Here is a 10,929-nt window from a genome sequence, read left to right on the forward strand (position 1 = left end):
TGCAAACCTACCGGCGCGCGAGGGGTGCCCCGCGCATCCGCCGAGCGCTGGTTCAGCGCGTCGGGATCGGCCGGACGGTGAGCGTCTGCGAGGCGTGGCCGACGTGCCCGCGCTCGTCGTGCAGGGCCGAGTGCGTCTCGCCCTGGCCGGTGGGGCCGAACGCGACGCGCGTGTCGAACCCGACCCACCGGCCCTCGGGCTCGCGGTGGAGGTGGATCGTCAGGTCGAGGTTGGGGAACATCCACTCGTCGGGCCGCTCGCGCACCGCGATGCCGTTCGCGCCGTCGACGAGCCCGATCCAGCGGGCGAGGGCGCTCGTCTCCTCGCCCTCGACGAGCGGATGCGTCGTGCGCTTCCACGCTCGGTTCCGGCCGGGCGCGCCATCGCCCGCGACGCGCAGCTCGACCGAGCGCACGTAGCCGCCGCCCCACTCGGCCGCGAAGGCCGACGCGTGCATCGCATCGGGCGACGGGAGCGGCTCGGCCTCGCCGCCGGCGACGGCGCTCGTGTCGACCTCGACGCTGTGCCACGCCCGGGCGATCGCGACGTCGCGGCCGGAGATGGATGTCGTGGCCTCGGTGAGCTCGATCGTGCGGCCGGGGCGGCGGGTCTCGACCCGCACGGCGACGTCCTCGAGCGCGAGGAAGCCGAGGATGTCGAAGGCGATGCGGCCGAGCCGCAGCGGCGCGGCGCCGATGGCCGCGCGGTGGCGCTCGACGGCGTGCGTCAGGAGGCCCGCGAGCGGCGCGAAGTGGATCTCGCCCTCCTGCCACGCGCCGACGGCGTGCTCGGTGGGTCGGTAGCGGCCGTCGCCGAGCGCGACGAAGTAGGCATCGGACGTCTGGTGCACGCCTCGACGCTAGCCGCTACGCGCCCTGCGGCGGGTGCAGCAGCAGGTCGGCGAGGTCGTCGAGGTAGCGCTCGAGCGGCACGGGGGCGTCGGCGCCCCAGCGCACGAGCGCCTCGCCGCCCTCGACGAGGAGCGGGCCGGGGCCGCCGATGAGCGACTCGTCGATCGCGATCGGGCGGACGCCGTGGTTGACCGTCTCGCCCATCGGGAAGCGGCCCTGCAGTGCGGCCGCGCGGTAGGCGCGGCGCTGCTCGACCGAGGCGGAGTGGAACTGCGGGCGGCCGGGCTCGGTCACGCGCGTCGAGATGCCCGTCTGCCACACCGAGCCGTCGCGCCCCACGAGCAGCGCGCCGAGCCGCCAGGCGCGGCCGAGCGATCGCATGGTGGGCCGCCGAGGGATGCCGAGGAAGGGCTTCGGCTCGACGTGCTCGGCGAGCGCCTCGTCGCGAGCGCCCGCCTCGGCCAGCCGCTCGGCCACCGCGCGCAGGAGCGCGCGGGCGCGCTCCACAGCGGCGAGGTCGGCGTCGTTCGGCACGCGGGCATCGTACGCGCCCCGGCCTGGCACGATGGAGCGCATGACTGCCGAGAGCGCCCGCGAGCCCGCCGCTGCCCCCGACCGCGACGCCGCCGCGGCGATGTGGGCGGCGTACGCCGAGGCGCACCCCGAAGCGGTCGCCGGCACGGCCGAGCACACGGTCGAGGGCTTCGGCGACTCGGCCGAGCTCGCCGACGCGCTCCTCGCCCTCGTGCTCGAGGGCGGCAAGCGCGCGACGTCCGAGCTCGTCGCCGAGTTCGTCGCGTCGGGGGAGCAGCTGCCCCGCATCGGCTCGCACTGGATCGCGTGCGACGGCGCGGGCCGGCCTCGGGCGATCCTGCGGAGCGTCGAGCTGCGCGTCGGTCCGTTCGGCAGCGCGGACGCGGCGTTCGCGGCCGACGAGGGCGAGGACGACCGGTCGCTCGAGTCGTGGCGGCGCGAGCACCGCCGCTATTGGACGCGGACGGCCGCCGCGCGCGGCGCGACGTGGTCGGAGGACGACGAGATCGTCTTCGAGCGCTTCGCGGTGGTGTGGCCGCCGGAGCTCGCCGACGCCAGCCCGTTGGTCGAGTAGCCGGCGCAGCCGGCGCCCCGACCCGTTGGTCGAGTAGCCGGCGCAGCCGGCGTATCGAGACCATCGATCATCTCGATACGGCCCTCCGGGCCTACTCGATGAGCGGGGACGCGCTCAGAGCCGCACGACGCCCGTCTCGCCCATGTCCGGGCGCTCGTCGCTCACGATGCCCTTCACGAGCTGCACGGCGACGGCGACCGCGCCGGGGGAGTCCCAGTACTCGGCGCTCGAGGCGGTGATCTCGAGCAGGCCGTTGTCGGGGTCCTCCGGCTCGCCCGTCATGAACGCATCCGCCGACGCATCCCACAGCTGGCGCAGCTTCTCACGGTCGTCGACGAAGCGCGCGGTGCCGGCGAGCGACACCCAGCCGCCCTTGCCGGCGTAGTGCACGTTGACGCGCGGGTCGGCCGCGATCGCCGCGACCTTCTCGGTCGAGCGCTGGGTCAGGAACCAGACGGTGTGCGGGTGCTCGAACTCCTGGGTGCCCATCGGCACGGAGACGAGGTCGCCCTGCTGCGAGACGTACGCCAGGGACGCGACCTTCGTCGAGCGCATGATGTCGGTGACGGTCTCGAGCTCATCGGTGTGATCGGTCATGCGCTCCACGCTCGCACCGGGGGCTGGGCGCGGCCTGGATCCAGGCTGCATGGCTATCGTCGCGGCATGATCACGTTCGAGGACCGCATCCCGACCGCGGCCGAGCAGCGCACCGTCGCCGAGGCCGTCGGCTGGCTCGACCACTTCGACTGGGCGACGATCGACCGCTCCCTCGAGCGCTCGCTCCACGGCGTCGTCGTGCGCGACGGCGACCGCACCGTCGGTGTGGGCCGCCTCGTCGGCGACGGCGTGCGCTATTGGTACGTGCAGGACGTGATGGTCGACCCGGATGCGTCGGAGCAGGGCATCGGCACCCGGATCGTCGAGCGGCTGCTCGAGCACGTGCGCGACGAGGCGCCCGCCGAGGCCGTCGTCGGCCTCTTCTCGAGCCCCGAGGCCGTCTCGGTCTACGAGGAGGTCGGCTTCGTCGCCGCGACGGGCGACCCGCTCGGCATGACGCTCGACCTGCCGGCCGGCGCGGACGACGCGTGAGGCGCCGCCGTGCGCATCGCGTCGACATCGGCGATCTCGCCTTCCGGTTGACGGCGGATGCGTCGGCACCCGACCCGACGCATCCGACGGTCGTGCTCGTGCACGGCATCGGCGTCTCGCGCCGCTACTTCGCGCGCCTGCACGGCGTGCTCGCCACGCAGGCGCGGGTGATCTCGGTCGACCTGCCGGGCTTCGGCGGGCTCCCCAAGCCCGGCCGCGACGTCGACGTCGAGGCGATGGCGCGAGGGCTCGGCGAGGCGCTCGACTCGATCGGCGCCGGCCCGGTCGTGCTCGTCGGGCACTCGATGGGCGCGCAGTGGGTCGTCGAGCTCGCGCTGCAGCGGCCCGAGCTCGTCTCGCTCGTCGTCACGATCGGCCCCGTGACCGATCACCGGCACCGCTCGCCGGCCGCGCAGGCGCTCGCGCTGCTCGTCGACGGGCTGCGCGAGCCGCCGAGCGGCAACGCCATCATCCTGAGCGACTACGTGCGCGCCGGCCCCGCGTGGTACCTCGTGCAGCTGCGGCACATGCTCGGCTATCCGCTCGAGCGGGCGGTCGAGCGGCTCCGGGTGCCGCTGCTCGTCGTGCGGGGCGAGCGCGACCCGATCGCGGGGCTGCGCTGGAGCCGCGAGCTGCGCGATCGCGCGCCGCGCGCACGGCTCGTGCACGTCCCCGGGCACCCGCACGCGGTGCAGCACACCGCGCCCCGCGCGGTCGCGTCGGCGATCCTGGCGCACACGGCCTGACGCGAGGCCGCGGAGCCGCGCGGGTCGCGAGCAGCGGTGCGCTCGGCGCTCTGTCGCGAGCAGCGGTCGATTCGCGGGTGCGCAGCCTGGATCACCGCTGTTCGCGACCTCGTGCGGCGCTACGGCCGGTTGCCGTTGCCGCTGCCGTTGCCGTTGCCGCTGTTGCCGTTCCCGCTGTTGCCGCTGTTGCCGCTGTTGCCGCTGTTGCCGTTCCCGTTGCCGGCGTTGCCGTTCCCGTTGTTGCCGTTCCCGTTCCCGTTGCCGTTGTTCCCGTTCCCATCGGCGGGCTCGGCAGGGCCGTCGTCTGCGGGCGTCACCACGACCTCGGGCTCGGTGGCCGGCTCGGGCGCAGGCTGCGGTTCGGCGACCTGCTCCGGCTCGGGCTCCGTGTCCGTCGGTTCGGCGACGCCGGGGTCGGGCACGAGCCCGGGGAGGTCGGCGAGCTCGACCTCGACCGGCGCCTTCGTCGTCGGCGACGGCTGGTGCGACAGCACGGGGATCGCGACGAGCGCCCCGGCCGCCACGAGGCCCGCGACGAGCACGAGGCCACGCTTGCGCTTCCGCCGCGGCGGCGGGACCACCGGGGTGAGGGCGGTCGTGATCGCCGCCTCCGCGCTCAACCGCTGCGTCGCGTCCGCTCCTGCGGCGCTCGAGGGGGCGGCCGTGCCTGACGCGATCGCGCCCGACGCTCCGAGCGTCCCGGCGAGCGCGGCAGCCGATGGCGCGGTCGTCGCGGCGGTCGCGTCGGCGCCCTCCTCCGATCGCGACAGCCGCTCGAGCACGGCCGTCGCGGTCGGCCGCTCCGCCGGGTCGCGCGCCGTCATCGCGGTCAGTAGCGACTTCCAGCGGTAGCCGAGCTCACCGGGGATCTCCGGGTCGCGGGAGAGGCGCGCGCTGAGCGACTCGACGAGCAAGCCGGGGTACTCGCGTCGGCCGGTGATCGTCTCGAGCAGCACGAGCCCCAGGGAGTAGACGTCGGAGGGGGTGTCGACGCGCGCGCCGGTGGTCTGCTCCGGGCTGAGGTACGCCGCGGTGCCGAGCACCGTGCCGGTCGCGGTGAGCCGCTCGCCGCCGATGAGCGCCGCGATGCCGAAGTCGGCGAGCTTCGCGTCGAACGCGCCGCGGTGGAGCGGCGAGGGGGAGAGGAGCACGTTCGCGGGCTTGACGTCGCGGTGCACGATGCCGTGCGCGTGGACGACGGCGAGCGCCTCCGCGAGGTCGCGCGCGAGCCGCTCGACCTCTGGGAGCGGCAGCGACCCCTCGTCGAGCCGCTGCGCGAGGCTCGGTCCCTCGACGAGCTCCATGACGAGGAACGAGACGGGGAGGCCGTCGACGCGCGCCTTGCCCGCGTCGAAGAGCGTCACGAGCGAGCGGTGGTGCAGCGAGGCGAGCAGCTCGATCTCGGCCCGCTCGCGGCGCTCCGCCGCCTCGTCGCCCACGGGGCGCACGAGCGCCTTGACGGCGACCGTCCGCCCGAGCAGCTCGTCGGTCGCGCGGTGCACTGCGGCCGTGCCGCCGGCGCCCAGCAGCGGCCCGATCCGATAGCGCTCCGCGAGCAGCCGCCCGGGCGCGAGCGGATCGGCTCCTGTCGCGATCATCGCGTCCCCCCGTCCGACGGCCAGGCTACGCGAGCAACCCGAGCATCCCCTCCACGTCAGCGCGGCGTCTCGACGAGCCGCACCTCCCGCAGCCGCCCGTCGTCGGCGGTCGCGGTCATGACGGTGCCGACGGGCTGTCGGCGCCGGTCGGTCGGGGAGCCGGGGTTGAGGAGCCGCACGCCGCCGGGCGTGACCGAGTCCCACGGGATGTGCGAGTGGCCGAAGACGAGCACGTCGCACGGCGCCACGGACCCCGGTCCGAAGCGCTCGTCGCATCGGCGCTCGCGCCCGGCCGCCGCGCCCGTCTCGTGCACGACCGCGAAGCGGACCCCGTCGAGCTCCGCTCGGGCCTCGCCGCCGAGTCGATCCCACAGCGCCGGTCCGTCGTTGTTGCCCGCGACGCCGATGAGGCGGCGGGCGCGCGCCTCGAGCTCGTCGAGGAAGGCCTCCGACACCCAATCGCCCGCGTGGATCACGGCATCCGCCTCGTCGACGAGCCGCCACACCTGCTCCTGCAGCGCCTTCGCGCGCTTCGGCACGTGGGTGTCGCTGAGGAGCAGCAGGCGCGTCGTCACCGCGCCAGTCTCGCGCACCGCGCCGGAGACGCTGCTCAGCCCACCTGGATCTCAGCGCGCATGGTGCCCGAGTGCGGGTCGCAGACGATCTCGTAGGTGCCGGGCTCGAGCGTGACCTCGACCGTCGACTCGTCGGAGCCGGCGACATCGGTCGCGACGTCGACGCCGGGGCCGCGCAGCCGGAAGTTGTGCATGCTCGAGCGGTCGGCGAAGGTCAGCGCGTAAGTGCCGGCCGGGAGCGACTCGACCGGGGTGCCGGATGCGTCGCGCAGCTCGATCGCGTACGCCTCGGGATCGTCATCGGTGCCGACGACGCCGGTGAGGGGCGTCGCCCCGGCCGCCGCCACGTCGCTCGGCGTCGCGGGCGGCGAGGGATCCAGGCCGGGCGCGGCCGACGAGGCCGCCGGCGCGCCGACGTCCGGGCTCTCGGGCTCGGCGGAGCCGCTCGCGCAGCCGGCGAGCGCGAGGGCGACCGCGCACGCGAGTGCGACGGCGGTGCTGCGGGAGTGACGCATCCGATCCTCGTCCCTTCGAGCGCGGGTCGCTCGCGAGGAGTCTCGCATCGCCGAGCGCCGACGGGAAGTGCTCGATCAGTCGTGGTGGCGCGGGGTGACCTGCGCGTCGTCCCAGCCGAGCTGCGGGGTGTCGCACGTGTCGCGGAAGACGATCTGGGAGGGCAGCCGGCGCTCGGAGCTCGTCCAGTCGATGCGGGGGCGGCGGCGCTCCTCGGGCACGTAGCCGAGCCGGTAGACGGCCATGAGCTCGAGGTGGTCCGGCACGCGGAAGAGCTCGACGAGCTTCTCCCACTGGCCGGGCACCTCCATCGGGAACGAGACGAACTGGATGCCCATGCCGAGCTCGACCGTCGTGAGCCAGAGATTCTCCATCGCCGCGCCCATGCTGAACAGCGAGTAGAAGGACGAGAGCTCGCCCGGCCGGTGCTCGGCGCGGTCGAGCATGACAGCGAGCATGAGGGGAGAGCCGGCGACGAGCTTGCGGTTCTCCTCGCCGAGGGTCTGCGGCACGCGCATCGCGTTCATGAGCCGCTGGCCGCCCGGGGTGAAGACCTGGCTCGTGAAGGGGCGCAGCGGCGCGGGCAGCTTGTCGAAGAGCATGCCGTCGCGGCGCTCGTCCATCTCGCGCTGCGAGAAGCGGAAGTAGCGCTTGTAGCGCTCGAAGAACGTGCCGTTCGACATCGCCTCGGTCATGCTCTCGCCGCTGATCGCCGCGACCTTCTCGATCGTCGCGCGGTCCTCGGTGATGACGAAGCGCCACGGCTGGCTGTTGAGCTGCGAGGGGGCGCGGCCTGCCATCTCGATGAGCAGGCGCTGGTGCTCCTCCTTGACGGGGTCGGGCAGGAACGCGCCGTTCGTCGTGCGGCGGCGGCGGATGGCGTCGATGAGCTCCACGATGCTCCTATCGGGGTCGGCGGGCGATGGCGGCGATGAGCCACGGGGCGGCGGTGAGGGCGACGAGCGGATGCCTGCGCGAGCGCGTCGAGACGCGGGGGAGCGCGGCCAGCGGCACGAGCGCCGCGGCCGCGAGCGCGGCTCGCGTGCCGTCGTGCTCGCGCAGGGCGCTCACCGCGACGGTCGCCGAGGTGAGCGTGACGGCGGCGATGTAGCCGACGTGGTGGACCCAGCGGTTCCGCTCGTTGCGCCACAGGCCGGTCGCGAGTCCGACGCCGAGCATCGCGGTCGAGCCGTAGACGGTGCCCGCGGCGATCGCGAGCGAGCGGGCGGCGCTCACGCGGCGCGCTCCGCCTCGAGGCGGCGGAGGCGCAGGCGCGCCCAGTCCTGCGCGCGCCGGCCCTCGCCGCTCGCGAGCGCGCGGCCGGCGATCGCGAGCACGGCGCGAGTGAGGGTGATGACGGGCAGCGGCGAGCGGCGGACGCCGAGCAGCTGCCGGTAGCGGCGGGGGAGGGTCGCGACCGCGCCCGCGAAGAGCAGCCGGTAGCCGATGCCGGCGACGCCGCCGACGGGCGGGCGGCGCAGGAACGAGACCACCTCGCGCACGCGCTCGTCGCTGCGCAGCTCGCCGCGCTCGAGGTAGCCGTCGATGCGGCGGCGCAGCTCGTCCGCGGTCGTCGGCGGATCGTCGACGCGCATGAGGCGACCGGCGATCGCCCACTCGGCCACGTACGCGTCGGGGCCGCCCGGGATGCGGCCGCCGCCGGGCATCCGCTCGCCCCAGGTCTCCTGGCACGTGAGGAACGCGTCGGCGAAGGCGAGGTGCACCCAGTCGGCGAGCCCGGGGTCGGCGGCGCTGTAGGCGCGCTCGGCGCCGCGGCCGTCGACGTAGGCGCCCTGCACGCGCTTGTGGAAGCGTCCGACCCGCGCGGTCTCGCGCTCGGCCTGCGCCGTGGAGCCGTAGGTGAGGCAGACGACCCAGCGGACCGTGCCGGAGAGCCGGCCCAGCGGGTCCTGCCGGTACGTCGAGTGGTCGTGCACACCCGCCATCGCGCCGGGGTGGAGCGCCTGCAGCAGCAGCGCGCGGATGCCGGCGACGAGCGTCGCCATGCTGCCGTGCACCGTCCAGGCTGCGCCGTCCTCGGCGAAGTGGCCCGCGTCGTCGCCCTCGGCGAGCTCGCGGATCCACGCGGGGGAGCCCTCGGGGTCGCCGGCGAGCGCCTCGAGCAGTCGCGCGCGCAGCCTCATCGCCATGCCGTCAGCATGCCAGCCGACGCTGTGCGAGCCGCGCGGGCTGGGTTCAGTCGGCTCGGCCGAGCGCGGTCATGACGAACGCCCCGGCGATGCCGACGAACGCGAGCGCGGTCACGAGGCTCGAGGCGATGATGAAGAGGTTCATCGGGTCGTCGAGCGGGATGCCCGCGTCGTGGGCGGCGGCGGAGGCGGCGACGAGGAGCTGCATGGCGCCATCGTAGCCCTCCGACTGGGCCCTGGTCGCAGTACAGGTCGGCGACTAGTCTGACTGCATGACGACGATCGGCGCGTACGAGGCGAAGACGCATCTGCCGCGTCTCCTGGCCGAGGTGGAGCGCGGTGCCACGGTCACCATCACGCGGCATGGTCGCCCCGTCGCTCGCCTCGTCCCCATCAGCAACGCCGGTTCCCAGAGCGTCGAGGAGCTCGTGCAGGAGATGCGGGATGCGAGGGCGGGACGGTCGCTCGGCGGCGGGGGAGTGCGTGACCTGATCGAAGAGGGTCGCCGGTGACGGTCGTCATCGACGCCTCGGTGACGATGTCGTGGTGCTTCGAGGATGAGGCGAGCGACGCGAGCGACGACGTGTTCGCGCGCGTCGCTCGGTGGGGCGGCGTGGTCCCGTCGCTCTGGCGCTACGAAATTGCCAACGTGCTGGTGCTCGCCGCTCGCCGAGACCGCATCAGCGTGGCCGCCTCGAAGCGCTTCCTGAGCACGCTCGACCGGCTCGCGCTCGACGTCGTCGAAGGGCGGGCAGACCGACTCGTGGACCTCGCGAGTCGATTCGAGCTCACGGCGTACGACGCCGCCTACCTGGACGCTGCGATGGTCCGCGCAGTGCCGCTCGCGACTCGGGACGCGGCGCTGCGTCGTGCCGCGACAACCGCGGGCGTCGCCCTAGCGCTCGAGGAGTGACGCGGCGGACGAAGTCGGCAACCACGGATCGTCGAGGCTGTTCCATCCACAGACCCGCCGTGACTCGTGACGGGGCGTGCTCCGTGACGTTCAGCAGCCGCCATGTCGCCGCGGTCGGCCTGCAGATCGCCTTCGGATGGGCCTTCGTCGGATCGCACATCGACGAGATGGCCGCCATGGGAGGCGGGCTCTCCAAGCGCGGGCTGTCCGGCGCAGCGCTCGTCGACGCGGGGCGTCCGAGCCGGACGCCGCTCGAGCCGACCGCCGAGGTCGCCGGGCCCTAGAGGGATCGGGAGCGAGGTGCGCGGAGAGCGTGCGGGCGAGCAGTCGCGTGCGGGATGCGATGGCGATCAGCGGCGCAGCACGATCCCCGGTCTCGGCAGCACGTCGGCGCGGGCGCTGTGCTCTCGAGCACGGCCGTGCCGCTCGAGCAGTGCGCGGAGCCGCCGCTCGGTCACGATGCTCGGCCGCCGCTGACGCCGCGGTGGCCGGATGGATCGGTCGACCTGCCCTACCGAGACCGAGGCGGCAGGCTCGGCGGGGAGCGCGTGGCGCGGCTCGCCGCCGCGCACGGGAAGGTCGGGCAGCTTCACCGCGAGCGATGCCGGCGCCGCTGCTTCGAGGCTCTGCGGCATCTCGGGCGGTGTCTGCAGGCCCGCGAATGCGGCGACGGCGGTGCGGGTGCGGGCGGGCTGGAGCTCGGCGATGATCCGCCATTGGCCCGGCCCCCGTCCGGCCTTTTCGACTCGCAGTCGGCCGGCGTGGATCTCGTGGTGGTGAAAGCTGCAGACGAGGATGCCGTTGTCGATGTCGGTCTTGCCGCCGAGCTGCCAGGGCACGATGTGATGCGCTTCGCACCAGGCGGCCGGCATGCCGCAGCCGGGCACGCGGCAGCCCTTGTCGCGCTTGGCGAGCGCGCGCCGCTGCGCGCGGTTGAAGATGCGCTTGGTGCGGCCGAGCCACAGCGGGTGACCGTGCTCGTCGACGATCAGCTGCTCGATCGCGGCGTGGCAGAGGAGCTGGTCGACGCCCTCGATCGGCACCAGGCAGCCGGTGTGCTCGATCGTGAGGGTCCGCTCGGGGTGGGACAGGCCCCGCACGTGGGCGTCGTACGCGTCGATGGTGCCGACGAAGGTGAGCACGGGCGGCTCGCCGCCGGCGACCGGCGCGTCGCCGGAGCCGGCGTGCGCGGTGACCATGGCGATGAACGCGTCGTGCATCTTCTGCTCGGGCGTGCGGTCATCGAGCGAGGCCTCGCCGTCGCAGGCCTTGCCGTCGCAGCCGCCGCTGGCGCACTTGTCGTCGTGGAAGGCGACCTTCACGCGCGGGCCGCCCCACGCATCCGCCATCGCCTTGAGCTTCGAACCCTCCTCGGCCGGCGAGCGC

The 10,929-nt window shown here is 74.3% G+C and carries 17 protein-coding genes; 6 read left to right on the forward strand and 11 right to left on the reverse strand.

All coding sequences use genetic code 11. The features are described from left to right. Positions 1 to 52: 52 nt before the first annotated feature. Entirely contained in the window at positions 53 to 850 is a 798-nt protein-coding gene (locus tag H508_RS0108270; protein WP_026373713.1) for a thioesterase family protein, read from the reverse strand. Between the two features lie 16 nt (positions 851 to 866). Next, positions 867 to 1,385: a hypothetical protein gene (locus H508_RS0108275; protein WP_026373714.1), complete on the reverse strand. Its 519-nt coding sequence runs from the start codon at positions 1,383 to 1,385 to the stop codon at positions 867 to 869. Between the two features lie 40 nt (positions 1,386 to 1,425). On the opposite strand from H508_RS0108275, the gene H508_RS0108280 reads away from it, so the two are divergent. Further along, a complete protein-coding gene (locus H508_RS0108280; protein ID WP_051223057.1) occupies positions 1,426 to 1,959 on the forward strand; it encodes an ASCH domain-containing protein in 534 nt (177 codons plus the stop codon). Between the two features lie 114 nt (positions 1,960 to 2,073). Here the strand turns inward: H508_RS0108280 and H508_RS0108285 are convergent, their stop codons facing one another. Then, positions 2,074 to 2,556 (reverse strand): pyridoxamine 5'-phosphate oxidase family protein, encoded by a 483-nt coding sequence (locus H508_RS0108285; protein WP_026373716.1) that lies wholly within the window; start codon positions 2,554 to 2,556, stop codon positions 2,074 to 2,076. A gap of 66 nt (positions 2,557 to 2,622) precedes the next feature. On the opposite strand from H508_RS0108285, the gene H508_RS15375 reads away from it, so the two are divergent. Further along, the gene (locus H508_RS15375) at positions 2,623 to 3,048 is read left to right on the forward strand and encodes a GNAT family N-acetyltransferase (RefSeq protein ID WP_051223059.1); all 426 of its coding nucleotides are present in this window, start codon (positions 2,623 to 2,625) and stop codon (positions 3,046 to 3,048) included. After that, on the forward strand, positions 3,045 to 3,794 hold the full coding sequence (locus tag H508_RS0108295) for an alpha/beta fold hydrolase (protein ID WP_026373717.1): 750 nt from the start codon (positions 3,045 to 3,047) through the stop codon (positions 3,792 to 3,794). Before H508_RS15375 ends, H508_RS0108295 begins: the two co-directional genes overlap by 4 nt. 119 nt (positions 3,795 to 3,913) lie before the next feature. Here H508_RS0108295 and H508_RS15380 read toward each other — a convergent pair whose 3' ends face one another. The 7 genes from H508_RS15380 to H508_RS17415 all read right to left on the reverse strand — a co-directional run bounded on the left by H508_RS15380 (position 3,914) and on the right by H508_RS17415 (position 8,838). Then, a complete protein-coding gene (locus H508_RS15380; protein WP_051223061.1) occupies positions 3,914 to 5,392 on the reverse strand; it encodes a protein kinase domain-containing protein in 1,479 nt (492 codons plus the stop codon). 56 nt (positions 5,393 to 5,448) lie between these two features. Beyond that, positions 5,449 to 5,967: a metallophosphoesterase family protein gene (locus H508_RS0108305; RefSeq protein WP_026373718.1), complete on the reverse strand. Its 519-nt coding sequence runs from the start codon at positions 5,965 to 5,967 to the stop codon at positions 5,449 to 5,451. Positions 5,968 to 6,002: 35 nt separating this feature from the next. After that, positions 6,003 to 6,482, reverse strand: a complete 480-nt coding sequence (locus H508_RS0108310; RefSeq protein WP_026373719.1) for a cupredoxin domain-containing protein — start codon at positions 6,480 to 6,482, stop codon at positions 6,003 to 6,005. A 75-nt stretch (positions 6,483 to 6,557) separates the two neighbouring features. Then, positions 6,558 to 7,376: a nitroreductase family protein gene (locus H508_RS0108315; protein WP_026373720.1), complete on the reverse strand. Its 819-nt coding sequence runs from the start codon at positions 7,374 to 7,376 to the stop codon at positions 6,558 to 6,560. A 7-nt stretch (positions 7,377 to 7,383) separates the two neighbouring features. Further along, a complete protein-coding gene (locus H508_RS0108320; RefSeq protein ID WP_026373721.1) occupies positions 7,384 to 7,716 on the reverse strand; it encodes a hypothetical protein in 333 nt (110 codons plus the stop codon). Next, complete coding sequence (locus H508_RS0108325) at positions 7,713 to 8,630, reverse strand: oxygenase MpaB family protein (RefSeq protein WP_026373722.1); 918 nt, start codon at positions 8,628 to 8,630, stop codon at positions 7,713 to 7,715. Before H508_RS0108325 ends, H508_RS0108320 begins: the two co-directional genes overlap by 4 nt. A 46-nt stretch (positions 8,631 to 8,676) precedes the next feature. After that, positions 8,677 to 8,838 (reverse strand): hypothetical protein, encoded by a 162-nt coding sequence (locus H508_RS17415; RefSeq protein ID WP_021009399.1) that lies wholly within the window; start codon positions 8,836 to 8,838, stop codon positions 8,677 to 8,679. 64 nt (positions 8,839 to 8,902) lie between these two features. Here H508_RS17415 and H508_RS0108335 point away from each other — a divergent pair, with 64 nt between their 5' ends. From H508_RS0108335 to H508_RS0108345, 3 genes are all read left to right on the forward strand, one after another. Further along, positions 8,903 to 9,142 carry a type II toxin-antitoxin system Phd/YefM family antitoxin gene (locus tag H508_RS0108335; RefSeq protein WP_026373723.1) on the forward strand — a complete coding sequence of 80 codons (240 nt, stop codon included), beginning with the start codon at positions 8,903 to 8,905 and terminating at the stop codon, positions 9,140 to 9,142. After that, complete coding sequence (locus H508_RS0108340; protein WP_026373724.1) at positions 9,139 to 9,543, forward strand: type II toxin-antitoxin system VapC family toxin; 405 nt, start codon at positions 9,139 to 9,141, stop codon at positions 9,541 to 9,543. The genes H508_RS0108335 and H508_RS0108340 overlap by 4 nt, the downstream gene beginning before the upstream one ends. 83 nt (positions 9,544 to 9,626) lie before the next feature. Beyond that, positions 9,627 to 9,827 (forward strand): hypothetical protein, encoded by a 201-nt coding sequence (locus tag H508_RS0108345; RefSeq protein WP_026373725.1) that lies wholly within the window; start codon positions 9,627 to 9,629, stop codon positions 9,825 to 9,827. A 66-nt stretch (positions 9,828 to 9,893) separates the two neighbouring features. Here H508_RS0108345 and H508_RS16805 read toward each other — a convergent pair. Continuing rightward, positions 9,894 to 10,929: HNH endonuclease signature motif containing protein (locus H508_RS16805; RefSeq protein ID WP_156906034.1), on the reverse strand; the 1,036-nt coding region annotated here is incomplete at its 5' end.

It is taken from the genome of Agrococcus lahaulensis DSM 17612 (assembly GCF_000425105.1).
GTDB lineage: Bacteria > Actinomycetota > Actinomycetes > Actinomycetales > Microbacteriaceae > Agrococcus > Agrococcus lahaulensis.

Coding starts and splice junctions, on each gene's coding strand:
- H508_RS17415 (WP_021009399.1), bottom strand. CDS start 8,838: ATGCAGCTCCTCGTCGCCGCCTCCGCCGCCGCCCACGACGCGGGCATC.
- H508_RS15375 (WP_051223059.1), top strand. CDS start 2,623: ATGATCACGTTCGAGGACCGCATCCCGACCGCGGCCGAGCAGCGCACC.
- H508_RS0108280 (WP_051223057.1), top strand. CDS start 1,426: ATGACTGCCGAGAGCGCCCGCGAGCCCGCCGCTGCCCCCGACCGCGAC.
- H508_RS0108310 (WP_026373719.1), bottom strand. CDS start 6,482: ATGCGTCACTCCCGCAGCACCGCCGTCGCACTCGCGTGCGCGGTCGCC.
- H508_RS0108325 (WP_026373722.1), bottom strand. CDS start 8,630: ATGGCGATGAGGCTGCGCGCGCGACTGCTCGAGGCGCTCGCCGGCGAC.
- H508_RS0108335 (WP_026373723.1), top strand. CDS start 8,903: ATGACGACGATCGGCGCGTACGAGGCGAAGACGCATCTGCCGCGTCTC.
- H508_RS0108285 (WP_026373716.1), bottom strand. CDS start 2,556: ATGACCGATCACACCGATGAGCTCGAGACCGTCACCGACATCATGCGC.
- H508_RS15380 (WP_051223061.1), bottom strand. CDS start 5,392: ATGATCGCGACAGGAGCCGATCCGCTCGCGCCCGGGCGGCTGCTCGCG.